Annotated in this window: 24 protein-coding genes; 12 read left to right on the top strand and 12 right to left on the bottom strand. The window is 64.8% G+C overall.

What is annotated here, in order from left to right:
* Positions 1 to 34: 34 nt before the first annotated feature.
* Positions 35 to 1,924: a DNA mismatch repair endonuclease MutL gene (gene mutL / locus EB231_RS24085; RefSeq protein ID WP_172351016.1), complete on the top strand. Its 1,890-nt coding sequence runs from the start codon at positions 35 to 37 to the stop codon at positions 1,922 to 1,924.
* Between the two features lie 42 nt (positions 1,925 to 1,966).
* On the opposite strand, the gene EB231_RS24090 is transcribed toward mutL, so the two are convergent.
* Positions 1,967 to 2,725 (bottom strand): hypothetical protein, encoded by a 759-nt coding sequence (locus EB231_RS24090; RefSeq protein WP_172351017.1) that lies wholly within the window; start codon positions 2,723 to 2,725, stop codon positions 1,967 to 1,969.
* A gap of 109 nt (positions 2,726 to 2,834) precedes the next feature.
* Positions 2,835 to 3,728, bottom strand: coding sequence for a DMT family transporter (locus EB231_RS24095; RefSeq protein WP_172351018.1), 894 nt, complete (start codon positions 3,726 to 3,728; stop codon positions 2,835 to 2,837).
* A 90-nt stretch (positions 3,729 to 3,818) separates the two neighbouring features.
* Between EB231_RS24095 and EB231_RS24100 the strand changes: the two genes are divergently transcribed.
* The gene (locus EB231_RS24100; protein ID WP_172351019.1) at positions 3,819 to 4,745 is read left to right on the top strand and encodes a LysR substrate-binding domain-containing protein; all 927 of its coding nucleotides are present in this window, start codon (positions 3,819 to 3,821) and stop codon (positions 4,743 to 4,745) included.
* A gap of 37 nt (positions 4,746 to 4,782) precedes the next feature.
* On the opposite strand, the gene EB231_RS24105 is transcribed toward EB231_RS24100, so the two are convergent.
* Positions 4,783 to 5,370, bottom strand: coding sequence for a hypothetical protein (locus tag EB231_RS24105; RefSeq protein WP_172351020.1), 588 nt, complete (start codon positions 5,368 to 5,370; stop codon positions 4,783 to 4,785).
* Between the two features lie 125 nt (positions 5,371 to 5,495).
* On the opposite strand from EB231_RS24105, the gene EB231_RS24110 reads away from it, so the two are divergent.
* The gene (locus EB231_RS24110; RefSeq protein ID WP_172351021.1) at positions 5,496 to 5,729 is read left to right on the top strand and encodes a DUF2093 domain-containing protein; all 234 of its coding nucleotides are present in this window, start codon (positions 5,496 to 5,498) and stop codon (positions 5,727 to 5,729) included.
* Between the two features lie 97 nt (positions 5,730 to 5,826).
* Here the strand turns inward: EB231_RS24110 and lpxK are convergent, their stop codons facing one another.
* From lpxK to epmA, 7 genes are all read right to left on the bottom strand, one after another.
* A complete protein-coding gene (gene lpxK, locus EB231_RS24115) occupies positions 5,827 to 6,852 on the bottom strand; it encodes a tetraacyldisaccharide 4'-kinase (RefSeq protein ID WP_172351022.1) in 1,026 nt (341 codons plus the stop codon).
* A gap of 1 nt (position 6,853) precedes the next feature.
* Positions 6,854 to 8,170 carry a lipid IV(A) 3-deoxy-D-manno-octulosonic acid transferase gene (gene waaA / locus EB231_RS24120; RefSeq protein WP_172351023.1) on the bottom strand — a complete coding sequence of 439 codons (1,317 nt, stop codon included), beginning with the start codon at positions 8,168 to 8,170 and terminating at the stop codon, positions 6,854 to 6,856.
* Positions 8,167 to 8,958, bottom strand: coding sequence for a lysophospholipid acyltransferase family protein (locus EB231_RS24125; protein ID WP_172351024.1), 792 nt, complete (start codon positions 8,956 to 8,958; stop codon positions 8,167 to 8,169). Before EB231_RS24125 ends, waaA begins: the two co-directional genes overlap by 4 nt.
* Before the next feature lie 5 nt (positions 8,959 to 8,963).
* Positions 8,964 to 9,209, bottom strand: a complete 246-nt coding sequence (locus EB231_RS24130; protein ID WP_056562882.1) for a DUF4170 domain-containing protein — start codon at positions 9,207 to 9,209, stop codon at positions 8,964 to 8,966.
* A 76-nt stretch (positions 9,210 to 9,285) separates the two neighbouring features.
* On the bottom strand, positions 9,286 to 10,101 hold the full coding sequence (locus tag EB231_RS24135) for a 3'(2'),5'-bisphosphate nucleotidase CysQ (protein ID WP_172351025.1): 816 nt from the start codon (positions 10,099 to 10,101) through the stop codon (positions 9,286 to 9,288).
* Entirely contained in the window at positions 10,088 to 11,431 is a 1,344-nt protein-coding gene (locus EB231_RS24140) for a TldD/PmbA family protein (RefSeq protein WP_172351026.1), read from the bottom strand. Before EB231_RS24140 ends, EB231_RS24135 begins: the two co-directional genes overlap by 14 nt.
* 163 nt (positions 11,432 to 11,594) lie before the next feature.
* Positions 11,595 to 12,641 carry an EF-P lysine aminoacylase EpmA gene (gene epmA / locus EB231_RS24145; protein WP_172351027.1) on the bottom strand — a complete coding sequence of 349 codons (1,047 nt, stop codon included), beginning with the start codon at positions 12,639 to 12,641 and terminating at the stop codon, positions 11,595 to 11,597.
* 129 nt (positions 12,642 to 12,770) lie between these two features.
* On the opposite strand from epmA, the gene efp reads away from it, so the two are divergent.
* The 9 genes from efp (at position 12,771) to EB231_RS24190 (ending at position 22,170) form a co-directional block, all read left to right on the top strand.
* A complete protein-coding gene (gene efp / locus EB231_RS24150; RefSeq protein WP_206681856.1) occupies positions 12,771 to 13,340 on the top strand; it encodes an elongation factor P in 570 nt (189 codons plus the stop codon).
* A gap of 192 nt (positions 13,341 to 13,532) precedes the next feature.
* The gene (locus EB231_RS24155) at positions 13,533 to 14,738 is read left to right on the top strand and encodes an MHYT domain-containing protein (RefSeq protein ID WP_172353001.1); all 1,206 of its coding nucleotides are present in this window, start codon (positions 13,533 to 13,535) and stop codon (positions 14,736 to 14,738) included.
* A 195-nt stretch (positions 14,739 to 14,933) separates the two neighbouring features.
* A complete protein-coding gene (locus EB231_RS24160; protein WP_172351028.1) occupies positions 14,934 to 15,797 on the top strand; it encodes an FAD binding domain-containing protein in 864 nt (287 codons plus the stop codon).
* A 14-nt stretch (positions 15,798 to 15,811) separates the two neighbouring features.
* Positions 15,812 to 16,324 carry a (2Fe-2S)-binding protein gene (locus EB231_RS24165; RefSeq protein WP_172351029.1) on the top strand — a complete coding sequence of 171 codons (513 nt, stop codon included), beginning with the start codon at positions 15,812 to 15,814 and terminating at the stop codon, positions 16,322 to 16,324.
* Entirely contained in the window at positions 16,321 to 18,741 is a 2,421-nt protein-coding gene (locus tag EB231_RS24170) for an aerobic carbon-monoxide dehydrogenase large subunit (RefSeq protein WP_172351030.1), read from the top strand. Before EB231_RS24165 ends, EB231_RS24170 begins: the two co-directional genes overlap by 4 nt.
* A gap of 8 nt (positions 18,742 to 18,749) precedes the next feature.
* Positions 18,750 to 19,634, top strand: coding sequence for an AAA family ATPase (locus EB231_RS24175; RefSeq protein WP_172351031.1), 885 nt, complete (start codon positions 18,750 to 18,752; stop codon positions 19,632 to 19,634).
* The gene (locus EB231_RS24180; protein WP_172351032.1) at positions 19,631 to 20,839 is read left to right on the top strand and encodes a vWA domain-containing protein; all 1,209 of its coding nucleotides are present in this window, start codon (positions 19,631 to 19,633) and stop codon (positions 20,837 to 20,839) included. Before EB231_RS24175 ends, EB231_RS24180 begins: the two co-directional genes overlap by 4 nt.
* 20 nt (positions 20,840 to 20,859) lie before the next feature.
* On the top strand, positions 20,860 to 21,708 hold the full coding sequence (locus EB231_RS24185; RefSeq protein WP_172351033.1) for an XdhC family protein: 849 nt from the start codon (positions 20,860 to 20,862) through the stop codon (positions 21,706 to 21,708).
* Positions 21,709 to 21,711: 3 nt separating this feature from the next.
* Positions 21,712 to 22,170 (top strand): SRPBCC family protein, encoded by a 459-nt coding sequence (locus EB231_RS24190; RefSeq protein ID WP_172351034.1) that lies wholly within the window; start codon positions 21,712 to 21,714, stop codon positions 22,168 to 22,170.
* 53 nt (positions 22,171 to 22,223) lie between these two features.
* On the opposite strand, the gene EB231_RS24195 is transcribed toward EB231_RS24190, so the two are convergent.
* Positions 22,224 to 23,108, bottom strand: coding sequence for a patatin-like phospholipase family protein (locus tag EB231_RS24195; RefSeq protein ID WP_172351035.1), 885 nt, complete (start codon positions 23,106 to 23,108; stop codon positions 22,224 to 22,226).
* Positions 23,105 to 24,577 carry a M16 family metallopeptidase gene (locus tag EB231_RS24200; protein ID WP_246740707.1) on the bottom strand — a complete coding sequence of 491 codons (1,473 nt, stop codon included), beginning with the start codon at positions 24,575 to 24,577 and terminating at the stop codon, positions 23,105 to 23,107. Before EB231_RS24200 ends, EB231_RS24195 begins: the two co-directional genes overlap by 4 nt.
* Positions 24,578 to 24,579 lie beyond the last annotated feature (2 nt).

Raw genomic sequence — 24,579 nt, forward strand, 5'->3', positions numbered from 1 at the left:
CTCCCGCGAAGCCCGAATCCGCCTATAGTGCCCCATGCCCATTCGCCAGCTTTCCGAAACGATGATCAACCAGATCGCCGCCGGCGAAGTCATCGAGCGTCCGGCAAGCGTGGTCAAGGAACTGGTCGAGAACGCGCTCGATGCCGGTGCTTCGCGCGTCGAAATCGTCACGGCAGGCGGCGGGCTGAACCTGATCCGCGTCACGGATGACGGTTCCGGCATCCCCCAACGGGAGCTGGCGCTGGCGATTGCCCGCCACTGCACCTCCAAGCTCGCCGAGGATATCAACGACATCCGCTCGCTCGGCTTTCGCGGCGAAGCGTTGCCGTCGATCGGCTCGGTGTCGCGGCTGTCGATCCGCTCGCGCACGGCATTGAGTGACAGCGCCGCCGAAATCGGCATCGAGGGCGGCCGCGTCCTGCCCGTCAAGCCGGCGGCCGCCAATCGGGGAACCACGGTCGAGGTGCGCGACCTGTTCTTCGCCACGCCGGCGAGGCTGAAATTCATGAAAGGCGAGCGCGCCGAAAGCTCGGCGACCAGCGATGTCGTCAAGCGCATCGCCATCGCCTTTCCGGCCGTGCGGTTCACGCTGGCCGGTTCCGACCGCTCGACGCTGGAATTGCCGGCGACCGATGACAGTCCGGAAGGCAGCCTGCGTCGCGTCGCCCAGGTGATGGGGAGCGAATTTCCCGACAATTCCATTGCCATCGACGCGATGCGCGAAGGCGTGCATCTGACCGGCCATGTGTCGATCCCGTCCTTCACCCGCGCCAATGCGCTGCAGCAATATGCCTATGTCAACGGCAGGCCCGTGCGCGACAAGCTGATCGCCGGCGCCATCCGCGGCGCCTTCGCCGATGTGCTGCCGCGCGACCGCCACGCCGTAACGGTGCTGTTCCTTTCGCTCGATCCGGCCATCGTCGACGTCAATGTCCACCCGGCCAAGGCCGATGTTCGCTTCCGCGATCCAGGCCTGGTGCGCGGGCTGATCGTCGGCGCCATCCGCCAGGCTCTGGCGGACGCCGGCATCCGCTCAGCCACGACCGGAGCCGCCGGCATGATGGCGGCGTTCCGGCCGGGCGCCGCTCCCTACAATCATGGCGGCCCGGCCAACGGCCATCGCAGCTACGAAGCGGCTTTCCGTGCATCCGGCTCCGCCGGTTTCGATCCCTCACGCTCGCCGCAGCGGCCGCTCGACATGCAATTCGAAGGCTCTGGCTTTGAACGCGCCGGCACAAGGCATGGCGGCTTTGGTGAACCCGGCCAGGCCGCGTTCGATACCGGTCCGCTTTCCAGCGCCGATGCGCGCGCCGGGCAGAGTGAGGCGGCGGAGACGCTGCTTGGCACGGTGCTGGGTGCCGCGCGCGCCCAGGTGCACGAGAACTACATCGTTGCCCAGACCAGGGATTCGCTCGTCATCGTCGACCAGCACGCGGCGCATGAGCGGCTGGTTTACGAAGCCCTGAAGAACGCCCTGCATTCGCGCCCCGTGCCTTCGCAGATGCTGCTCCTGCCGGAAATCATCGATCTGCCCGAAGAGGATGCCGAGCGGCTCGCCATGCATTCTGAAACATTGGCTCGCTTCGGCCTTGGCATTGAGCGTTTCGGCCCGGGCGCCGTCGCCGTGCGCGAGACGCCATCGATGCTTGGCGAAACCAATGTCCCGCAATTGGTGCGTGATCTCGCCGACGAGATCGCCGACAATGACACGGTCGAAACGCTAAGAGAACGGTTGGACAAGATCGCCGCCACCATGGCCTGCCACGGCTCGGTGCGTTCCGGCCGGCTGCTCAAGGCCGAGGAGATGAACGCGCTGCTGCGCCAGATGGAGGCGACGCCGGGTTCGGGCACGTGCAACCATGGCCGCCCGACCTATATCGAGCTCAAGCTGGCGGATATCGAGCGGCTGTTCGGGCGGCGGTAGGTGTGCCCTCCGACCGCCAACACCAAGGCCCGATGCCCCGCGTCATTTCTTTTTCTGATATTTCCTGGTCGCGCGATTGAAGACGTAGTCCGTCGTGTAGCCCGCGCCGCCACCGCGAAAATTCACGGAAATGACGTCCTTGCCGTGCTCCACCGACTTCTGGACGTTCATGTAGATGGGCGTCATCAGCATGCCCGCATTGCAATCATCGTCATCGAAGCGGATTTGCTGGACGACCTTGCCGGTGCTCTTTTTGATCACCTGCATTTTCGTCATGCAAATGCTGGCGCTGGTGTTCGCATAAACGCCGGCAAACCTGTCGGCGGCGGTCTCGGCCCAGAAGGGAATCTCCACGGTGCCGACGATCTTTGCGTCGCCGGTGTCATCAAGGCTCGCGACCTTCTTGAGAATGACGGGCAACCTGTCGGCGCCCTTGCTCAAGCTTCCCGTCGCGCCGTCCGCGTTAACATCAAGGACGATCGGGCATCCGGCGGTGTCGACTGGCGTCTTTGACCCCATCACCATGACCCGATAGAATTCCTTGTCATCCGCGATCTCGCAAAGCGAGACTTTGGTGCCGTTGACGGTGCCATACAGTGCGGTCGGCCTCTGTTCTGTGTCGCGGAAGTAAGTTCCCTCGACGGTAATGCCGCTGCCAAAACTGTCATATCTCTGCAGCGACAAATGAATCGGATCAGGCCCGATGGTTCCTTCGTAGTTTTCGACCTGATACCAGCCTGCGACGGCTTCCCCGGTCAGTAACAAAACGCAAAAGAGCGCCGATATGAGCAGTTTTCCCATGCCGTCCCCCAGTGAAAGCGGCTCACCATAACGGCCCTTCCTCTGGGTGTCTGCACGCTGGCGGATACGGTTTCGGGTTTGAGTCCGCAAACGCCTCCAACCTTCTGTTTTACCTCTTCAAATTCACCACGATGACGCCGCCCAGCGCCAGCGCGCCGCCGAGGAGGCCGAGCAGCGTCGGCACTTCGCCCAACCAGAAGAAACCGATCAGGGCGGACATGGGCGAGACCAGGTAGAGAAAGTTCGATGCACGCGCCGCCGGCAGGCGCGACAGGGCCGTCGCCCAGGCCGCGTAGGCGATCAGGCTCGGCACGATGCCGAGATAGATGACGGCGCCGAGACCCGCGGTGTTGGCGGCAGCCGCCTGCTGGAAAGCGGCGGGCAGGAAGGGTGCAAGGCAGAGCGCGCCGAGCACCATGTTGGACGCCGCGATGGTCAGCGGATGGTGGCGGGCAAACAACGGCTTCTGGACGATGGTGTTGACGGCCGAGCAGAGCGCGGAGCCGAGCACCAGCAGTGCGCCGGCATTGAAGTGCAAGCCATGGCCGTCGGCCACGGCGATGATGCCAATGCCGGCGAAGGAAATCGCGGTGCCAAGCCAGGCCAGACGCGAAAAACGCTCGCCCAGCAGCGCCATCGCCATGATGGCGGTGAAGATCGGGCTGACATTGATGATGAAGCCGGCGGCTCCCGCCGAGACGGTCAGTTCGCCGAAATTGAGCATCGCAGTATAGAGCGAGACGAAAATGGCGCCGCCAAAGGCGAAGCGCCACAATTCGCCGACCCTGGGCAGAGCCGGGCGCTTGACCGCAAGGAAGATCGCCGCCGGCACCGCGGCGATGGCAAAGCGCAGGGCACCAAGCTCCAGCGGCTGGAAGGCGGCAAGGCCGGCACGGATCGCCGGAAAGGCGGACGCCCAGCCGACAACCGTCAACGCCACGGCGATGGCGGCCGTGGTGTCCATCCGCTGTGTCTGATTCAACGTGCCCGCCATCGCGCTCATCTCACTGTCCTCGTGTTCTTCGTCCTGAGAGCCACAAAACGCCCTTTCCCGCTTGTTGACAAACGACCAAATCGAGGATCACCTGTGACTATGGATCACAGCTCAGACACAATGGTGCCGCTCGAAACCCTGCGTGCCTTCGATGCGGCGGCGCGGACAGGCAGTTTTTCGGCGGCGGCCGAAAAGCTCAACATCACCCATGGCGCGGTCAGCCGGCAGATCGCCAAGCTCGAGGACTGGCTGGGGCTGAAGGTGTTCGATCGCGGCGCGCGCGGGGTGACGCTGACGATCGAAGGCAACCGGCTGCATCTGCGCACGTCCGAGGCTTTCGCGCTGATATCGACCCATTCCGACCGCTGGGTCGAGCCGCGCGGCACCGCAGTGGTGCGGCTGACCTCGATCCCCTCGGTGAGCGGGCTGTGGCTGATGCCACGCATGGCGGCCCTGGAGAACAATCCCACCAAGCTGCGCATCGTGCTCGATGTCGACATCCGCCAGGCCGACCTTGCCGATGAAGGCATCGATCTGTCGATCCGTTGCGGCCGCGGCGGCATTCCGGGCCGCGTCTCGGTGAAACTTTTCGAGGAGCATGTCTTCCCTGTCGCCTCGCCGGAGCTTGCACGCGAGATCGGCCGCGGCGACCCGGCCCGGCTGCTCAAATTCCCTCTGATCAACGATTCCGACGCCTCGGGCTGGCGCGCCTGGTTCGCGGCACAAGGTATGGACTATCGTCCGCGTCCGCAGGACCGGCGCTTCGAGGACTATAATCTGGTTCTGGACGCCGCCGCCTACGGGCTCGGCATCGCATTGGCACGTCCCCCGCTGACCGGGCATCAGCTGAAATCGGGCCGCATCGCCGCGGTCGAAGAGCGCACCGCGCTCAATCCGGTGTCCTACTGGCTAGACCGGCCAATAGGACGGCCACGCACGGCCGCGGCCGATCTCGCGCGCCGCATCGCGCAGCAGGCTGGATTAGCGCCCGAGAAGATCGAAGCGTTTATCGAGGCGGATCGATAGGCCTCCAGGCCGGCCAACCCGTCAACCGCTTCGCAACTCAGTGAAGCAGCAACAGAACGAACCCGAAGATCACGGTTGCCAATAAGCCGGTCATGATAGAAACAAAGCCTATTCTCACCAGCAGGCGCTCGGGGTTCGGCGCCGCACCACGGGATTGATTGCCCGGCCTTCGCTGTCCCGCCGGTGTACCCAGGGCGGCTGCGTTTTTCGGGACCGGAACCTGCGGTGGGATAAACGACAGCAAGGACACTCCCGCGGCCCTGGCGGGAGCGTTGTCATTGGCGGTTGCCGTGGGTGGCATGGCGCCTCGCTGCGTTTCGGTTTGCGGCGCCGCTTTCCTGGCCACGACCGTTGCCAACGCCGCCTCGTCCCTCGTCTCGATCTGGGCCTGATAGGCCTCAACGATGCCGGCCGACGCAATCTGCTGCGATTTGACGGCCATCGGCGCCGCCGGCATTGCCAACAGGGCCGGCGCCGTACGTTCCGCGAACAGGGAGGGCGCCGGGGGCTGGACCAGCTCCCTGACCAGGGCTGTCCTGACAGGATCTGCCTTTGCCAACGGCACGGGTTGCGGCGTCATCGCCTCCTTGAGCAAGGAAGCCAGGCGGGCGGAAGAAATATCCATCATGCCCCCGATAAAAGCGCTTTTCGGCCTCTCGTAGCGCCTCAGCATTGTCCGAGGCTTGTCGCGAGCTTGACCTGGCCGGAGATTTGTGGCGATGAAATCTCCATGAACCTCGGCACCACCGCATGATGAACCGTTTCGAAGGCCCGGGCGGCAAGGAAGCCCGCATCCGCTACCTCGATGGCGATTTCCAGGTCACCAGCCCCGGCTCGTTCGTGCGCTGTGCCGTGACCGGGGAAAGCATCCCATTGGATGAGCTGAAATACTGGAGCGTCGCCAGGCAGGAGCCCTACGTCAACGCCGCCGCCTCGCTGCGCCGCGAAATCGAAGCGCATCCGGAGCTGCGCAAGCGAAGCTAGAACGGTTCATCGTTTCACAGAAACGCCTAACCGTTCCAGCTCTTTGTTTGACGCAATTCCTGTAGGAAAACCGCTTCACACTTTTCCTGGAATTTCTCTAGCCTCTAAGCTTGCGTTGCCGCCAGGCATCGAGCGTTTCCTCGATGATGCGCTCAGGCACGTGGTCAAGCTCGAAAACCGTGTCGATTTCCAGCACGTCGAGACCGTCGAGAAAGCCCTGCGGGGCGCCGTGACGCAATCGGGCGGCGTCCTTGGCGGTGGTGATGAGGCCGAGGCCTTCGGTGCGTGCCGTCGCCGCCAGTTCGGCAAGCTCGTCCTCGGCGTAGAAATGATGGTCCGGAAAGGGCTTTGAAAGAACCACCTCGCCGCCGGCCTCGCGTACCGTGTCGAAGAATTTGTCGGGATGGCCGATGCCGGCGAAGGCCAGGAAGCGCTTGCCGGCAAGCCCTATCTTGCTGCTGGGCTCCGTATGGGCCTCGAAGATCGGCCGGCCGGCGCGGGCCGCCTGGCGCACCACGGCGTCGGCGGCGGTGCCCTCACCCATCTTCAGCAAGCCACTGGTGAAGACCAACTGATCGACGACCCTGGCCCTGAGCGGGCCGCCCGGAATGACACGGCCATTGCCGATCCCGTAGCGGGCGTCGACGACGACCAGCGCATAATCGATATGGATGCGCGCGCTTTGAAACCCGTCATCCATGATGAGGAAATCGCAGCCATGCCTTTCCAGCAGCAGCCGAGCGCCGGCGGCGCGGTTCGGCGTCACAGCCACCGGCGCGTGTTCGGCCAATAGCAGCGGCTCGTCGCCAACATGCCTGGCGCTGTCATGACTGATATCAACGACATGCGGTTCGGCGAAGGAGCCGCCATGGCCACGCGACAGGAAACCGGGCTTTAGCCGCATGCGCCTGGCCTGTTCGGCGAGCGCGATGGCGACCGGCGTCTTGCCGGTGCCGCCAACGGTGAAATTGCCGACGCACAGAACCGGCGCCTTGATCTTCTCGCGCCGGGCCCGCCGCATGCCGCGGCCGGCGACGAGCGCATAGACGGCCGACAGCGGCGACAGCGCCAGAACTTTCCAGTCCGGCTCTTGCCACCAGAATGGTGGTGCTTCGGAGGCCACCTTAACGCCCGTTCGCGCCCTTCAGGCGCGACTTGACGACCAGCGGCTGGATATAGGGTTCGAGCGATTTCAGCGTGCGCGCCAGCGCGCCGCGCATCTCATCGACAGTCGCTACCCCTGCCGCCATCATCTCATGGCGCGCCACTTCGTTGGTCAAAAGGAAGTTGACGGCGCCGGCCAGCATGTCGCGATCGCGCACCAGCTTGGCGCCGCCGCTGTCGATCAGCCGCTGATAGGCTTCGCGAAAATTCTGTACATTGCGGCCGGCAAGAACCGCGGTGTCGAGCATGGCCGGTTCGAGCGGATTCTGCCCGCCCTCGGAGGTCAGCGAACGGCCGACGAAGGCGATCTCGGTCAACCGGAGATAGAGCCCCATCTCGCCGATCGTATCGCCGAGCAGGATATCGGTGTCGGGTCCTATGCGATCGCCCTTGCTGCGCCGCGCGATCTTCAGCCCCATGCCCGAAATCTGCGCGGCAAGGGCCTCGGCACGATCGGGATGGCGCGGCACGACTATGGTCAGCAGGCCGTGGTGGCGCTTGTGCAGCGTGGCGTGGACCTCCGCCGCGACCACTTCCTCGCCATCATGGGTCGAGATCGCCGCCCAGGTCGGGCGGCCACCGATCTGCCGCTGCAAGGTGGCCAGTGCCCGTTCGTCGACCGGGGGCGGATTGGTGTCGACCTTCAGGTTGCCCGACACAGTGACCGGCCGGGCACCCAGCGCGCGGAAACGCTCGCCGTCGACATCCGACTGGGCAACGACATGGGCAAGGTTCTCAAACAGCGCCTCGGCGATGTTGGCGCGCTTTTTCCAGGAGCTGAAGGAGCGGTCGGAAAGCCTGCCATTGACCAGCACCTGCGGCACATGGCGCGCGCCAAGCTCGAGGATGGTCATCGGCCAGATTTCCGATTCGGCGATGATCGCCAGATCCGGCCGCCAGTGATCGAGGAAGCGGCTGACCGCCGGCTTCAGGTCGAGCGGCACATATTGGTGGATGATGCGGTCGCCAAGCCGCTCGTCGGCAACCTGGGCCGATGTCACGGTGCCGGTCGTCAGCACGATGTTGACGCCATAGTCGAGAATGCTTTCGACCAGGGGCACGACGGCTATGGTTTCGCCGACGCTCGCGGCATGGATCCAGATAACAGGCCCTTCGGGGCGAGGACGCCCCGCGACGCCGTAGCGCTCGCGGCGGCGGTTGCGGTCTTCCTTGCCGCGCGAGGTGCGCCAGGCGACATACGGTCCGACCAGCGGATAGGCCGCGGCACCTGCGAAACGGTATGCCCCCAGCATGGCGCGCGCCCAGCGGCCACTCATCGCCGGCCATCCACGAGACGGTAGGCCTCGGCGGTCGCGGCGTTGAGAGCGGTCGTGACTTCCTGGCGCTTGCGCTCCATTTCGGCGTCATCGGCGTCCGCCGCCACAAAGATCGGCTCGCCGATGGTCACAGCGGAACGGCCGAATGGCAGGTTGATGGTGGTCTTGTCCCAGCTTTTTTCAAGCACCTTGCGGCGGCTGGTGGCAATGGCGACAGGCAGGAGCGGCCGGCCCGAGAGGCGCGCCAGGAGAACGATGCCGAGCCCTGCGTCGCGCGGCGTGCCGTGTGGAATGTCTGCAATCATGGCGACGTTCTTGCCAGCCGTGAGCGACTTTTTGAGGGCGATCAAGGCCTTGGCCCCGCCCTTGTCGAGATGCCTGGCATTGTCACGCCCGCCCGAACCGCGCACCGCCTCAATGCCGAATTTCTCCAGCATGAGCGCGTTGAGCTCGGCATCGGCGCTGCGCGACACCATGGCGACCAGCGGCTTGCGCTTCGGATAATAGGCCGGCGTCAAAAGATGCTGGCCGTGCCACAAAGCGATGATGCCGGGCTCGAATTCGGCGTAGGCACCGCCCGAAAAGCGCGCCGATCCGGCGACCAGCGGGCTGGTCAGGCGAACCAGGCGCACGAACTGGGCGAGCAGGCTGGCAATGGCGTTCTTGACGAATCGCGACTGCGCGAGCGGTTCGCGTATCTTGCGCCAGAAGGTCTTGGTCGTGCGGCTGCCGCCCCTGCCCTTGGGCGCGGCGTCGCTGGCTGGCCCTTTCGCCAGGTCCTGCTCCATCGAAGTCAACCGGCGTCCTTGCTGTCGGGATCCAGCAGGCGGTGCAGATGAACGACGAAATAACGCATATGGGCATTGTCCACGCTGGCTTGCGCCTTGGCTTTCCACGCTGTGTGCGCGGATTGATAGTCTGGATAGATGCCGACAATGTCGAGCCCATCGAGATCGCGGAACTCGGTACCCCCAAGTTTCTTCAGTTCGCCGCCGAACACCAGATGCAAAAGCTGTTTCTTACCGTCTTCCGCGGTCATGTCGGTCCTTCACATATTGTGAGTTTGTGACAGGTCTAGACCAAAGCCGCCGACTTTGGAACCTTCGAAAATGCTTTCACGCATCCAGCCCGGCGATGACGTTGACGAGCACCGCCAGCAATTCACCGCTGCCGGCGGCGAGCGCGCCGTGGCGGGTCACCTCACCGGCATAGAGCGGCGCGCGGCCATTCGGGTCGAGCAAGCGGCCGCCGGCCTCGCGCAGGATGAGATCGGCGGCGGCGATGTCCCAGTCATGCGCGTTCGGCTTGACGAAGGTGGCGTCGAGCGTGCCGTTGGCGATCATTGCCAGGCGATAGGCAAGCGATGGGCTGTAGGGCGCCCGTGTCAGTCGCTTCTGCCAGCCGGCCGGCACCAGGTCGATCAACTGCTTCAACCCTGATATCTCGGCCTTGTCGCCAAGCGCCCGCACCGCGATGCGCTTGCCGTTGCGGAACGCGCCCTGGCCGGGCAGCGCCCAGTAGGTCTCGTCCATTGCCGGGCATTCGAGCACGCCGGCGAGCGTGCGGCCCTGCTCGACGACGGCGACGCTGACGCACCAGGTGCGCTGGCCTTCCAGGAAGCCGCGCGTGCCGTCGATAGGATCGACGACGAAGGTGCGGCGCGCCGAAAGCCGCGCCGCATCGTCGACCGTCTCTTCCGACAGCCAGCCATAGTCCGGCCGCGCCGCCAGCAGGGTGCGGCGCAGATAGGCGTCCGCGGCATGATCGGCTTCGCTGACCGGCGAGGTGCCGCCCTTCATCCAGACTTGCGGGCTGTTGCCGAAGTACTGCATGGCGATGAGACCCGCCTCGCGGGCGGCATCCTGCAGCAGCAGCAGATCCCCAGCGGCGTCGGAAGGGGCACCGGCGGTGGTCAGCTCAGGCTCCGGCAAGGGTCATGCCTTCGATCAGGAGCGTCGGTGCGGCGGTGCCGAAATTACGGTCGAGGTCATCAGCCGGCACCATGTTGAGGAACATCGTCTTCAGGTTGGAGGCGATGGTGACTTCGGCGACCGGATAGGCCAGTTCGCCATTCTCGATCCAGAAACCGGAAGCGCCGCGGCTGTATTCGCCCGTCACCATGTCGACACCCTGGCCAAACACTTCGGTGACATAGAAACCGGTCTTGAGCGACTTGATCAGATCTTCGGGCGAGCGCTCGCCCGGTTCGATGGCGAGATTGGTGGAGGACGGCGAAACGGAAGAGCCGCTGCGCGATCCGCGCCCGTTGGTGATCAGTCCCAGTTCGCGCGCCGCCGAAGTCGACAGGAACCAGTGGTTGAGCACACCCTTCTCGATCATGAGAAGCTTTTCGCCTTCGACGCCCTCACCGTCGAAGGGACGCGAGGCCTGGCCACGCGGCCTGAGCGGCTCGTCGGTGACCGTGATCGCGGATGCGGCAACCTGCTTGCCCATCATGTCGCGTAGGAACGATGTCTTGCGCGCGACGGAGGCGCCGTTGATGGCACCGGCAATATGGCCGGCGATGCCACGCGCCACGCGCGGATCGAACACCACGTCGACCGGCCCGGTCGCCGCCTTGCGCGCGCCAAGGCGGCGCACGGCGCGCTCGCCGGCCTTGCGGCCGATATCCGTCGGCGCGTCGAGATCGGCAAAATGCTGGCGCGAGGAGAATTCATAGTCGCGCTCCATGCCGGTGCCTTCGCCGGCGATGACGCTGGCCGAGCGCGAGAAACGCGAGCCGACATAGTGGCCAAGGAACCCGTGCGAGGTGGCCAGCACCAGGCCGCCAAGACCCGCACTGGCGCTGGCCCCGGCCGAATTGGTCACGCCCTTGACGGCAAGCGCTGCCTCATCCGCCGCAAGGGCTGCTTCCTTCAATTGGTCAGCGGACACTTCGGTGGCATCGAACAGGTCGAGATCGCGCGTTTGCCTTGCCAGCAGCGCCGGATCGGCCAGCCCCTGATAGGGGTCCTCGGGCGAGACCTTCGCCATGGCAACGGCTCGCTCGGCAAGCGCTGACGGGTCGGACGCAGCGGTGGCCGAGACACTCGCCACCCGCTTGCCGATAAAGACGCGCAGCGCGACATCCTCGCTCTCGGATGATTCCGTGCCCTCGACCTTGCCGAGCCGCACTGAAACTCCGGTCGAGCGGCCGCGCACGGCAACCGCGTCAGCGGCATCGGCGCCAGCCTTTTTGGCAGCTTCGACCAAGGCCGCGACACGGTCGGTCAACTTTGCTGCATCAAGCGTATCGGTCATGCCTGTGATCCTGCTGCTACGGCCAGCCCATGGCCGCCGCCCACCATCTATTGTTCCAATCCGGCTTGTGCAATGGCGAAGGCCGGAATCAGTGGATCGATTGCAGGTGCCGACGCCGGCTTCTTGGCGGGCGGATCAAGGGCAAAGTCGGTGGCTGACCGGTTCACGGCTCCGCCACGGGCGTCCAGATCACATCCTCGATCTTCCGGGCACCGGTCGCCAGCATCGCCAGCCGGTCGAAGCCGAGCGCGATGCCGCTGGCCTGCGGCATGATGGCAAGGGCGGCGAGAAAATCGTCGTCCAGCGGGTAACGTTCGCCATAAATGCGCTCTTTCTCGTCCATCTCGAGGATGAAGCGCCGACGCTGCTCTTCAGCATCGGTCAGTTCGCCAAAACCGTTGGCGAGCTCGACGCCGCAGCAATAGAGTTCGAAGCGCTCGGCGACGCGGGGATCGCGCGGGCTTGGCCGCGCCAGCGCCGCCTCGGCGACCGGATACTCGCACAGGATGGTCGCGCGCCCCTGCCCCAGGAACGGCTCGATCTTTTCCACCATCACCCGGCTGAACAGGTCGGCCCAGCTGTCGTCAGGTGCGGTTCGCAGGCCGGCCTTGGTCAAGGCGGCGTAAAGCGCGTGCCGGTCGGTGCCGCCATCGGCGGCGACGGTGGCCAGCAAATCGATGCCGGCATGGCGAGTAAAGGCATCCGCCACCGTCAGCCGTTCGGGCTCGGCGAACGGATCGCAGTCACGGCCCCGGAAAGAAAAGCGCGTCGCCCCCGCCCTCGTCGCGGCCAGCGCCAGCAGATCGGCGCAATCACGCATCAGGCTCTCATAGGTCTCGCCCACCCGGTACCATTCGAGCATGGTGAACTCGGGATGGTGCAAGGGGCCGCGTTCGCGATTACGGTAGACCGGACCCAGGCTGAAGATCCTGACCTCGCCGGCGGCGAGCAGCTTCTTGCAGGCGAATTCCGGCGAGGTGTGGAGATAAAGCGGCGAGCGAACGCCATCCGGGCCGACCGCTTCCGTGGCGAAAGCCGCCAGATGCGCCTCGTTGCCGGGCGAGACCTGCAAGGCCGATGTTTCCACCTCGATGAAACCGTTGCGGGCAAACCAGTCGCGCAGGGCAGCCGCCAGGCCATTGCGCAGCAGCAGGCGCGGCCGGCGGTCAGCGTGAACGTCAGGCATCCACCAGGGTGAAGCGGCGGTCATGAGCGGATTGAAGGCGTGCTGGTGCGGGCCATGTCAGTTTGCGGCGGGGGCTGGCGGTTCGCGCCAAGATGCGCTACCAGCGCCGCACAAGCCGGCAAACGCCCGTCAACTCTCGCAGGATTTAAAACCGTGGTGAAAGTCATCGCCAGTTCGCTCCGCAAAGGCAATGTCGTCGACAAGGACGGCAAGCTTTATGTGATCCTCTTTGCCGAAAACATCCACCCAGGCAAGGGCACGCCAGTGACGCAGCTCGACATGCGCCGCATCGGCGACGGGGTGAAGGTGTCGGAGCGCTACCGCACCACCGAGCAGGTGGAGCGCGCCTATGTCGAAGAGCGCGAGCACACCTTCCTCTACGCCGACGGCGAAGGCTATCACTTCATGAACCCGGAGACCTATGACCAGGTGACGGTGACCGAAGCCGTGGTCGGCGACGCCGCCCCCTATCTGCAGGAAGGCATGCCGGTGCAGGTCTCGCAGTTCAACGGCATCGCAATCGCCCTGGTGCTGCCGCAGCGCGCCACCTTCGAAGTGGTCGAAACGGAGCCGACGACCAAGGGGCAGACGGCGTCGTCCTCCTACAAGCCCGCCGTGCTCTCCAACGGCGTGCGCACCGCCGTGCCGCCGCACATCGCGCCAGGCACCCGCGTGGTGGTGATGACCGCCGATGGGTCCTATGTGGAGCGTGCGAAGGACTAGGCCTGCGCCAGAGCACGTCTTGTGACGGCCTGGCATCCTATGCCGCCAAGCTTGGAAATTTGTTGCGCTCACTGACGCGGCGACTGCTGGAATCTGGCCGACAGCCGCATTGCAAATAGGGCCTTCGGATGTAAACTATCCCTCGGGAGAAGGTGCGCGGACAGGTGGATGTCTCGCGGGCCCAGTGCCGAGATGTTCGTAGGGCATAACCCCTATCTGGTCGCGCTCTCGGTGGTGATCGCGATCCTGGGAGGATACACAGGTTTCGGGCTCGCAGCCCGCGTGCGCGGTACCGCCGGTGCCGGGCGCAGGTTTTTGCTCGCCGGCGCGGCCTTTTTCCTGGCGGTTGGTATCTGGACCATGCACTTCGTCGGCGTGCTGGCGGCACCGCTTCCCAGCGACACCGTCTATCTCGTCCTGCCGACCATCGTCTCCTTCCTGATCTGCGCCCTCGTCGTCGGCGTGTCGCTGTTCTTCGTCTCGGTGGGCGAGCCCTCGGATAGCCGTGTCATGGCGTCGGCGCTGTTGCTCGGAGCCGGTATCGTGTCGATGCATTATGTCGGCATACACGGCCTGGCCGGCGCCTTCCGCGTCGAGCACGAGCGCGCCATGGTGCTGATGGCGGTGCTGATCGCTGTCGGTACGGCCTATGGCGGCCTGCGCGTGTTCCTGGCGCGTCATGTCGGCAGGCGCCTGGCGCTCAGCGCGGCGGCTTTCGGGGTTGCGGTTTCCGGCATGCATTACACTGCCATGTACGGTATGCGCTTCGTGCCGGCGCCGGCTCTCGACCACGGCTCGGACGGCCTCATCGCCTCGCCGCAGGTCCTGTCCTTGATCGTCTCGCTTCTGTGCTTCCTGATCGTCGCAGGCTTTCTGCTGTTCCTCGTCCCCGAGCCGCGCGCTCGCGTTTCGGTCGCGTCCGGCGCGGCCGATGGGCAGGATTTCGATGCCGCGGAAAGCATGAGACCCGAGGGAAACGGTTTCGACCTGACGGGCCTGCAGGCGCAACGGCATTTGCCGCTGCAAGGACTCGGACAACCGCGTATCGCCGCCGCGACGCGACTGCCCGTCGAGGGCAGCGACGGCACACATTTCATCGATGTTGGAGAGATCCGCAGCGTCAAGGCGGACGCCCACTACACGCTCGTCCATGACGGCAATCGCGAACGCATGTGTCCATGGGCGATCTCGCAGGCCGAAACGCAGCTCGATCCCGCCACCTTTATCCGCGTCCACCGCAGTCATATTGTCTCGATCCCGCACGTCACGATGATCCGCAAGGAGGGAGACGGCGCCGTGGTGGAACTCGACGGCGTCGTGCCGCATCTTGTGCCGGTGAGCCGTGCCAAGATCGCCGAACTCAGGGCGCGGCTAGGCCTGATCCGACGCGCCACCTGACCACCTCCCCGGCATAGGTCACGATGACTGACGCAATTCGTGCGGATTTTACCGCATTTCGTGCCTTTCCGCGCTCTTCGTGACGCCTGAAGCCCGCATGTCTTGCGCATGCCGGACAGCGGGAACAGCCTTCCCACCAGATTATTCGTGACCGGAACCGCATCCGAGTTCCGGCTCGAGGGAGGATAGACCGACATGATTCCAGGACCTTTCAGCTATCACCGCCCCGCGAGCGTCGCCGATGCGATCAAGCTGCTCGCCAACCTTGGTGAGGAGGCGCGGCCGCTGGCGGGCGGCCACAGCCTGATCCCGATGATGAAACTCAGGCTCGCGACGCCCGACCATCTGATCGACCTCCATGGCATAGATGGCCTCAAGGGTATCAGACGCGATGGCGACCGCATCGTCATCGGCGCCATGACCACCCAGCACGACCTGCTCGCCTCGGACGTGATCGCATCCTCCCTGCCGGTCCTGCATGAGACGGCGCTGCTGATCGCCGACCCGCAGGTGCGCTATCGCGGCACCATCGGCGGCAATGTCGCCAATGGCGACCCCGGCAACGACATGCCGGCGCTGATGATGGCGCTCGGCGCCGACTACCTATTGGAAGGTCCCGACGGCATCCGCACTGTGGCCGCACGGGAGTTCTACCAGGGCGCCTATTTCACCGCGCTCGAACCCGGCGAAATACTGACCTCGGTGTCGGTCCCCGTACCGCCGGTCGGCCATGGCTACGCCTACGAGAAGCTGAAACGCAAGATCGGCGACTATGCGACCGCCGCGGCCGCCGTGGTGCTGACCATGAGCGGCGGCAAGGTCGCGACCTGCGTGATCGGGCTCACCAACCTGTCGGAGACCCCGCTGCTGGCCGAGGACGCCGCACAGGCGGTCATCGGCACCAGCCTCGACGACGCTGCCTTGAAGAGATCGGCCGAGGCGGCGGAGGCGGTGATGGAGCCTGCCGGCGACGGCAGGGGGCCGGCCGAATACAGGAAACATGTCGGCGGCATCCTGGTCCAGCGGGCGTTGAAACGCGCCGCGGCCAAGGCGGCCTGAGGAGGAGACCGGAGATGGCAACCCAGGCAAGGAAAACCCAGGTCAGCATGAAGGTGAACGGTGTCGAGGTCGACGGCCTCGTCGAGCCACGTACCCTGCTCGTTCATTTCATCCGCGAAAACCTGCAACTCACTGGAACCCATATCGGGTGCGAGACGACGCATTGCGGCGCCTGTACGGTGGATCTCAACGGCATGTCGGTGAAGAGCTGCACGATCTTTGCCGTGCAAGCCGACGGCGCCGAGATCACCACGGTGGAGGGCATCGCCAACGCGGACGGCACGCTGGCGGCATTGCAGGAAGGCTTCAGGCAGATGCACGGACTGCAATGCGGCTTTTGCACACCGGGTATGATCGTGCGCGCGCACCGGCTTCTGCAGGAGAACCCGAACCCCACTGAAGAAGAAATCCGTTTCGGCATCGCAGGCAATCTGTGCCGCTGCACCGGCTACCAGAACATCGTCAGGGCAATCCAGTACGCGGCCGCCAAGATCAACGGCACGGAATTCCAGGAGGCAGCGGAATGAACGACATGACCCCGACGCGCGAACAGCGCGAAGCGAAATTGGAAGGCATGGGCTGCAAGAGGAAGCGGGTCGAGGATATCCGCTTCACGCAAGGCCGGGGCAATTATGTCGACGACATCAAGCTGCCCGGCATGCTGCATGGCGACTTCGTGCGCTCGCCGCACGCCCATGCCCGCGTCAAGTCGATCAACGCCGAGAAGGCGCTCAAAATCCCCGGCGTGCTCGCCGTGATTACGGCGGAGACGCTGAAGACCGTGAATTTGGCCTGGATGCCGACGCTGGCGGGCGATGTGCAGATGGTGCTGGCCGACGGCAAGGTCCTGTTCCAGAATCAGGAAGTCGCTTTCGTCGTCGCCACCGACCGCTACACCGCCGATGACGGCATCAATGCCGTGGAGGTCGAGTATGAGGCGTTGCCGCCGCTGGTCGATCCGTTCAAGGCGATGGACCCTGATGCGCCAGTATTGCGCGAGGATCTTGCCGGCAAGACGACCGGTGCGCATGGCCCGCGCAAGCACCACAACCATATCTTCGAATGGACGGTGGGCGACAAGGATCTCACCGACGCCGCCTTCCGCAAGGCGGAGGTGACGATCAAGGAGATGATCTCCTACCATCGCACCCACCCGTCGCCGCTCGAAACCTGCCAGTGCCTCTGCTCCTTCGACAAGGTGAAGGGCGAACTGACCATCTACGGCACGTTCCAGGCGCCGCACGTCATCCGCACCGTGGTGGCGCTGATCGCCAAGATTCCGGAACACAAGATCCATGTCATCGCGCCCGACATAGGCGGCGGCTTCGGCAACAAGGTCGGCGCCTATCCCGGCTATATCTGCGCGGCGGTGGCATCGATCGTGACGGGCAAACCTGTCAAATGGGTCGAGGACCGTATCGAGAACCTGACGGCGACCTCCTTTGCCCGCGACTACCACATGACGACGGAGATCGCGGCGACCAAGGAAGGCAAGGTCACCGGCCTGCGCGTCCACGTGCTGGCCGATCACGGCGCCTTCGACGCCTGCGCCGATCCGTCGAAATGGCCCGCCGGTTTCTTCAACATCGTCACGGGTTCCTACGACTTCCCGGTGGCGCATCTGGCAGTCGACGGAGTCTACACCAACAAGGCGCCGGGCGGTGTCGCCTATCGCTGCTCGTTCCGGGTGACGGAAGCCGCCTACTGCATCGAGCGGGGCATGGATATCCTTGCCCAGAAGCTCGGCATGGACCCGGCGGAGCTGCGGCTCAAGAACTTCATCAAGCCTGAGCAGTTCCCATACCATTCCGCGCTCGGCTGGGAATATGATTCCGGCGACTACCACACCGCCATGAAGAAGATGATGGAGACGGTCGACTACGCCGGGCTGCGCAAGGAACAGGCCGCCAGGCGCGCAGCGTTCAAGCGCGGCGAGACGCGCGAGATCATGGGCCTCGGTGTCTCCTTCTTCACCGAGATCGTCGGCGCCGGCCCCTCGAAGAACTGCGACATCCTCGGCATCGCCATGTTCGATTCCTGCGAGATCAGGCTGCACCCGACCGGCGCCGGCATCGCGCGGGTCGGGACCAAGAGCCAGGGCCAGGGCCACGAGACGACGTGGGCGCAGATCATCGCGACCGAGATCGGCATTCCGGCCGACGACATCATGGTCGAGGAAGGCAATACCGACACCGCGCCTTACGGACTGGGCACCTACGGCTCGCGCTCGACGCCGGTGGCGGGCGCCGCCATCGCCATGGCCGCGCGCAAGATCAAGGCCAAGGCACAGATGATCGCCGCCTACAAGCTCGAGGTCCATGAAGACGATCTCGAATGGGACATCGACGGCTTCCGGGTAAAGGGACTGCCGGAGAAATTCCTCGGCATGAAGGATATCTGCTGGATCGCCTACAATTCCCCACCGCCCGGCATGGAGCCGGGGCTGGAAGCGGTGAGCTACTACGATCCTCCCAACATGACCTATCCGTTCGGGGCCTATATCTGCGTCATGGATATCGACGTGGATACGGGAGTCTACAAAGTCCGCCGCTTCTACGCGCTGGACGATTGCGGCACGCGCATCAACCCGATGATCATCGAGGGCCAGGTGCATGGCGGACTGACCGAGGCCTTCGCCATCGCCATGGGCCAGGAGATTGCCTATGACGAGGCCGGCAACGTCACCACCGGCTCGTTCATGGATTTCTTCATTCCGACCGCGGTCGAAACACCGCGCTGGGAAACCGACTTCACCGTGACCCCGTCGCCGCATCATCCGATCGGCGCCAAAGGCGTCGGCGAAAGCCCCAATGTCGGCGGCGTGCCGGCCTTTTCCAACGCCGTCAACGACGCTTTCTCGTTCCTCGGCTCCACGCACATCCAGATGCCGCATGACTACTGGCGCAACTGGCGGGTGGCGAAGCAACTGGGGGCGGTCGGATAGTCCTTCCCATGGCCCTCCCCCTCGACAAGATCGCCGGCCGCCTAGCCGCAGCAGGCTACATTGCCGACGCCGAACTGGCGACCGCCATCGGCATCATGCAGTTGCTCAAGCGGCCGCTGCTGCTGGAGGGCGAGGCGGGCGTCGGCAAGACCGAGGTCGCCAAGGCGCTGACGTTCGTGCACGACACGGAACTGATCCGCCTGCAATGCTACGAGGGCCTCGACCAATCTGCGGCGCTCTACGAGTGGAACTATCAGCGCCAGTTGCTCGCCATCGAGGCGCACAAGGCCGGCACCAACCGCAACGCCGACACGATCGAGGACAGGATATTCTCCGAAAAGTACCTGCTTGAGCGGCCGTTGCTGGCCGCCATCCGGAGGAAAAAGCCGCCGGTGCTGCTAATCGACGAGGTCGATCGCGCCGACGAGGAATTCGAAGCTTTTCTTCTCGAACTGCTTTCCGATTTTCAGGTCTCGATCCCTGAGCTCGGCACCATCACGGCCATATCCGTTCCGCACGTTGTGCTGACCTCGAACGGCACCCGCGAACTGTCCGATGCGCTGCGCCGGCGCTGCCTCTACCACTATGTCGACTATCCCGACGTCGATCGCGAGGCACGCATCATCATGGCGCGAATCCCGCAGGCAGGCGCTGCGCTCTCGCTGCAGATCGCCCGCATGGTCGAAAGCATCCGCAAGGAGGAATTGCGCAAGGTGCCGGGCATCGCGGAAACGCTCGACTGGGCCGCGGCACTTGTCGGCCTCGATGTGACGGACTTGCACGAGAAGTCCGAAAACGTGCACGAGACGCTGATCTGCCTGCTGAAAACCCGGGAAGACTGCGCGCGCATGACGCGCCAGGTCACGCAGCGCATATTGGGAAGAGTGGCATGAGTTGCTGCGGCACCCCTCCGAGCCTCGACGAGATGGACGAGGTCTCGCGCCTCGTCTCTCGCAAACTCTCGGCCTTCCTTGCCACGCTGCGCGGCGCCGCCTTCGCGGTGGGCGCGCGAGAAGGCCAGGATGCCGCGGCGCTGCTTGCCGCTGGCTATGGGAAAAAGCCCGGCCTGCTGCGCTCGGCCTTCAAGCATCTGTTCTCGGCCCGCAAGGCCGACTGGGAGAAATTCGACGGCATCTTCGATGCGTTCTGGCTGAAGAAGCGCGTGCGTTCGCGCATTGCCGCTTCAGGCAGGCCCGCCAACGCCGACCATCCGTCGGTGAAATCGCTTCAGGACGGCCCGGACAAGCAGAAAGGTGGCGAGGCGTTCGACCAGATCGCCTCCGGCGGCGAGGTGGGCGTCGAGGAACGATCCGGCGAAGGACGCGCCGAGGGCGCGTCGCGGACGGAAACCATCGCCGAAACCGATTTCCGCAAACTCTCCGACCCCGCCGACATCGCCGAGGCGCATGCCGTCGCCGAACGGTTGGCGCGTGTCATGCGCACACGGCTGACGCGGCGCGACCTCGCGCGTCGGCGTGGCTACCGGCTGGACCTCAGGCGCACCATACATCGCAACATCAGCCATGGCGGCGTGCCGGTCAGCCTGGTCAGGCGACAGCGCAAGCAAAAGCCGCTGCGGCTGGTGATCCTGCTCGACGCTTCGGGTTCGATGAGCATGTATACCGGCGCCTTCCTGCGGTTCATCCACGGCGCCCTCGACGCCTTCCGCGAAGCCGAGGCCTTCCTGTTCCACACCAGGCTTGCCCATGTCTCCGACGCCATGAGGGAGAAGGATGCGGCGCGCGCGCTCGACCGTCTGTCGATGATGGCCCAAGGCGCTGGTGGCGGCACGAGGATCGGAGAGAGCCTGCAGACCTTCAACCGCTGGCACGCCGCCCGCGTCATCCATTCACGCACCTGCGTGATGATCGTCTCGGACGGCTACGAAACCGGCGACGCAGCCCTGCTCGGCCGCGAGATGGAGCAGCTTGGGCGACGCTGCCGGCGCATCGTCTGGCTGAACCCGATGATGGGCTGGGAGGGCTACGCGCCGGAGGCCGCCGGCATCAAGGCAGCGCTGCCGCATGTCGATCTGTTCGCGCCGGCGCATACGCTGAAGAGCCTGGCCGCGCTCGAACCCTATTTGAGCAAACTGTGACGGAGACGGGAGGTTTTGCCATGAACGCCCATGTCGATGTGCTCGATATCGTATCCCGCCTGAAGGCGGCCGAAGAGCCCTTTGTGCTCGCCACCGTGGTGCGCACCGTGTCGGTGACGGCGGCCAAGGCGGGCGCCAAGGCCGTGATCCGTCCGGACGGCCGCATCGAGGCCGGCTGGATCGGTGGCGGCTGCGCGCGCGGGGCCACGCTCAAGGCGGCGCGCGAGGCGCTGACCGACGGGCAGTCGCGGCTGATCTCGATTCAACCGGAAAATCTTCTGGAGGAACTGGGCGTGCATGCGGGTGACGATCGTGACGGGATAGAATTCGCCAAGAACATGTGCCCGTCCAAGGGCACGATGGACATCTTCGTGGAGCCGGTGCTGCCGCGCCCGTCGCTTGTCGTGCTGGGTTCCAGCCCGGTGGCGCTGGCACTGATCGAGCAGGCGAGGCCTCTCGGCTACCACGTCACGCTGGCATCGCCGATGGCGGACCTGTCCGCCATGCCCGACGCGGATCTGCTCGTCGACGGATTTCGGATCGAAGCACATCATGGCGCAAGACGCTTCGTCGTCGTTTCCACGCAAGGCAAAGGCGATGAGGCGGCACTGAAAGCGGCGCTCGGCATGGATGCCGACTACCGCGGCTTCGTCGGCAGCCGCCGCAAGATCGCGGCGTTGCGCGAAAAACTGGCCGCCGACAGCATCTCGCCTGCGGCGCTGGATGGCATCAAGGCGCCGGCCGGTCTCGACCTCGGCGCCATCACGCCCGAGGAGATCGCCCTGTCGATCCTCGCCGAAATCACACAACGCCGCCGCGAAGGACAGCGCAGCACGGCGGCACATCAATCCGCAGCAGAAAAGGCATAGACGATGGATATGAACGGGCAAGAGCGCATCGAAGCGCCAATCGACGCGGTATGGCGGGCGCTGAACGATCCGGAGACGCTGCGTGCCTGCATTCCGGGCTGCGAGACGCTGGAGAAGACGTCGGATACCGACATGACCGCGACCGTCGTGCTGCGGGTCGGACCGATCAAGGCGCGTTTCGAAGGTACGGTGGAACTGACCAATCTCAACCCGCCGCACTCCTACACGATCTCCGGAGAGGGCAAGGGCGGCATTGCCGGCTTCGCCAAGGGCGGGGCCGATGTCTCGCTGGCCGAGGATGGGCCAAATGCCACGATCCTCTCCTACACGGTCAAGGCCGATGTCGGCGGCAAGATCGCCCAACTCGGCAGCCGGCTGATCGATTCGACCTCGCGCAAGCTTGCCGGCCAGTTCTTCACCAATCTCGGCAGCCAGATGACCGAGCAACCGATCTCGGCCTGACGGGGCAGAAGGAAAAGTTGCCAGTTCGGCACCCGCCGGTGCACGCGACTATTTCAGCGTGCAAGGCGTCGGCTCGAAGACGGTTGTCGTTTCGAGCCGATGACACGCTTTTCACGCGCCTCCACCACTCTCTCCAGCTCCCGCTTGAGTTGATCCTTGATATCAGCCGTCTCGTTCATCAGGGCGTCGATCTTCAGGAAATCGAGTACGCGGTATTTCGATACTGCCGGGCGGACCAGTATGTCGGGGCGGCATTGTTTCAGCTTGTTGGCGATGATCGACTGCATCATCAGCTGCGTGGCGCCGAACATCAGGTCGACGGAGGTGGGCCGCTTGCGGTCGACCTCTTCCGGCGCGCCGACGACGTCGACGCCGATGATGATGTCGGCGTCGTTCTCGATCAGGTCGAATGGCACGGGATTGTAGATGCCGCCATCGATCAGCAGCCTGCCGTCGCGCATCACCGGGCGGAACACGGCGGGAATGGCGGCCGAAGCGGCCAGTGCGGAATGCAGGTCGCCATCCGCGAACACCGCCAGCTTGTGGCCGAAGTAATCGGTCGCCGTCACCTTCAGCGGAATTTTCAGCTCGGCGAAGGTTTCGGGGATGGCCTCGGGCAGAAACGCCTTCAGGATTCGCTCGACATTGAACTGGCTGACACGGATGCCGTTCTGCATGGCTTCGGCGATCGTGCCCGGACGAGCGCGCCACATGCGGCTCGCCACCTCGGCGCGCCGGCCGAGGATCGAGCGTGCATAGTCGTGGATATCCTTGCCGGTCATGCCCGCGGCCATGCCGGCGCCCATGATGGCACCGATCGATGAACCGGCGATCGCCACCGGCTTGATACCGAGTTCGTCCAGCACTTCGATGACATGAATATGCGCCAGCCCGCGCGCGCCGCCGCCGCCGAAAGCTATGCCGAAGGTCGGGCTCATCCCTTGCCGGCCCCCGCCAGCCGAGGTCCGACCACCATGATGGTCGGCTCGGCTGTCAGCAGCTTTTTCGCCGCCGCCTTGACCTGGTCGAGCGTCACCGCGTTGATGTAGCCGGCGCGGCGCTGCATGTAGTCGATGCCGAGATCGTCGAGCTGCAATTCGACCAGCGTCGCGGCGATGGAACTCGATGAGTCCAGATTGTTGATAGCATAGGCGCCAATCAGGTATTTCTTGGTCGCCGCGAGTTCTGCCTCGGTCGGGCCGTTCTCGGCCAGCTGCTTGACGACATCGCGCACGATACCGAGCGTCTCGGCCGCGCGGTCGGAGCGCGTTCCGGTGGTGACAACCAGCGCGTTGGCATGGTCCTGGTTGACCAGCGAGGAATTGACGCCATAGGCCAGCCCGCGCTTTTCGCGCACCTCCTGGAACAGGCGCGAGGTGAAGGTGCCACCGCCGAGGATCTCGTTCATCAGCACCGCCGGGAAGAAATCCGCCGACTTGCGCTTCACGCCGGGCCAGGCGAGCTGCAGCGAGGTCTGCGGCAAGTCGTAATTGACTTCCAGATGCTGCGCCAGGTTGGGCTCGATATCGGCGACAGGCGCCAGCGCCTGGTTCTGCGGCAGGTCACCGAACACCATGTCGAGCTTCTTCTTCAGCGTCTCGGCGTCGATGGCGCCGACCACTGCGATATGCAGGCCGCTGCGGGCGAACATCGCCTTGTGCAGGGCCTTCAGATCATCCTGCGTGATGGCCGCGATGCTCCCCCTGGTGCCCTGGACCGAGCGCGAATAGGGATGGTCGCCATAGATGGCGCGCGCCCATTTGTTCTGCGCCACCGTGTCGGGGTCGTTCTCGTTGGCGATGATGCCGGACAGGATCTGGGCGCGGATGCGGTCGATCGGCGCCTGGTCAAAGCGCGGCTCGTTGACCGCCAGCCGCAACAGGTCGAACGCCTGGTCGCGCTGCTCGGCCAGCATGCGCATCGAACCATAGATGCCGTCGCGGGTCTCGTCGAAGCTCATCTCGGCTCCGGCATCGTCGAGCTTGATCTGGAAGGCTTCCGAATCGAGAGGCCCGGCGCCCTCATCGAACAGGCCAGTCATCAGATTGGCCAGACCTTCCTTGCCCACCGGGTCCTGCGTCGAGCCGCCGCCGAAGACGAAACGAACGGCGACGACCGGTACGGAATAATCCTCCACCAGCCAGGCCGTGACGCCTTTCGACGAGGTGACGGACTGGATCTCCATGGCGCGGGCGGCAAGCGCCGGCAGGACCAGGAAGAGGATGGCGAGGAGCAGAGTGACCAGCGGGACGCCGATATGTCTTGGCGACGATTTAGCAAGGTCGGCGCTGCCCCTCACCTGCCTGCCGGCATCCTCTCCCGGAAAGCGGTCGGACGGACGCTCCGAGCGCCGATTTCGCCAATCACCGGCTTTTGCGGTACCAACGCCCATGGGGATCGAGCTCATCA

This window comes from Mesorhizobium sp. NZP2298 (genome assembly GCF_013170825.1).
Classification (GTDB): domain Bacteria; phylum Pseudomonadota; class Alphaproteobacteria; order Rhizobiales; family Rhizobiaceae; genus Mesorhizobium.

What these genes read in the sequence shown, in the direction of transcription:
- mutL (WP_172351016.1), top strand. Translation starts at nt 35, where the DNA reads ATGCCCATTCGCCAGCTTTCCGAAACGATGATCAACCAGATCGCCGCC.
- EB231_RS24090 (WP_172351017.1), bottom strand. Translation starts at nt 2,725, where the DNA reads ATGGGAAAACTGCTCATATCGGCGCTCTTTTGCGTTTTGTTACTGACC.
- EB231_RS24095 (WP_172351018.1), bottom strand. Translation starts at nt 3,728, where the DNA reads ATGAGCGCGATGGCGGGCACGTTGAATCAGACACAGCGGATGGACACC.
- EB231_RS24100 (WP_172351019.1), top strand. Translation starts at nt 3,819, where the DNA reads ATGGATCACAGCTCAGACACAATGGTGCCGCTCGAAACCCTGCGTGCC.
- EB231_RS24105 (WP_172351020.1), bottom strand. Translation starts at nt 5,370, where the DNA reads ATGGATATTTCTTCCGCCCGCCTGGCTTCCTTGCTCAAGGAGGCGATG.
- EB231_RS24110 (WP_172351021.1), top strand. Translation starts at nt 5,496, where the DNA reads ATGATGAACCGTTTCGAAGGCCCGGGCGGCAAGGAAGCCCGCATCCGC.
- waaA (WP_172351023.1), bottom strand. Translation starts at nt 8,170, where the DNA reads ATGAGTGGCCGCTGGGCGCGCGCCATGCTGGGGGCATACCGTTTCGCA.
- EB231_RS24125 (WP_172351024.1), bottom strand. Translation starts at nt 8,958, where the DNA reads ATGGAGCAGGACCTGGCGAAAGGGCCAGCCAGCGACGCCGCGCCCAAG.
- EB231_RS24130 (WP_056562882.1), bottom strand. Translation starts at nt 9,209, where the DNA reads ATGACCGCGGAAGACGGTAAGAAACAGCTTTTGCATCTGGTGTTCGGC.
- EB231_RS24140 (WP_172351026.1), bottom strand. Translation starts at nt 11,431, where the DNA reads ATGACCGATACGCTTGATGCAGCAAAGTTGACCGACCGTGTCGCGGCC.
- epmA (WP_172351027.1), bottom strand. Translation starts at nt 12,641, where the DNA reads ATGACCGCCGCTTCACCCTGGTGGATGCCTGACGTTCACGCTGACCGC.
- EB231_RS24155 (WP_172353001.1), top strand. Translation starts at nt 13,533, where the DNA reads ATGTTCGTAGGGCATAACCCCTATCTGGTCGCGCTCTCGGTGGTGATC.
- EB231_RS24160 (WP_172351028.1), top strand. Translation starts at nt 14,934, where the DNA reads ATGATTCCAGGACCTTTCAGCTATCACCGCCCCGCGAGCGTCGCCGAT.
- EB231_RS24165 (WP_172351029.1), top strand. Translation starts at nt 15,812, where the DNA reads ATGGCAACCCAGGCAAGGAAAACCCAGGTCAGCATGAAGGTGAACGGT.
- EB231_RS24170 (WP_172351030.1), top strand. Translation starts at nt 16,321, where the DNA reads ATGAACGACATGACCCCGACGCGCGAACAGCGCGAAGCGAAATTGGAA.
- EB231_RS24175 (WP_172351031.1), top strand. Translation starts at nt 18,750, where the DNA reads ATGGCCCTCCCCCTCGACAAGATCGCCGGCCGCCTAGCCGCAGCAGGC.
- EB231_RS24180 (WP_172351032.1), top strand. Translation starts at nt 19,631, where the DNA reads ATGAGTTGCTGCGGCACCCCTCCGAGCCTCGACGAGATGGACGAGGTC.
- EB231_RS24185 (WP_172351033.1), top strand. Translation starts at nt 20,860, where the DNA reads ATGAACGCCCATGTCGATGTGCTCGATATCGTATCCCGCCTGAAGGCG.
- EB231_RS24190 (WP_172351034.1), top strand. Translation starts at nt 21,712, where the DNA reads ATGGATATGAACGGGCAAGAGCGCATCGAAGCGCCAATCGACGCGGTA.
- EB231_RS24195 (WP_172351035.1), bottom strand. Translation starts at nt 23,108, where the DNA reads ATGAGCCCGACCTTCGGCATAGCTTTCGGCGGCGGCGGCGCGCGCGGG.
- EB231_RS24200 (WP_246740707.1), bottom strand. Translation starts at nt 24,577, where the DNA reads ATGAGCTCGATCCCCATGGGCGTTGGTACCGCAAAAGCCGGTGATTGG.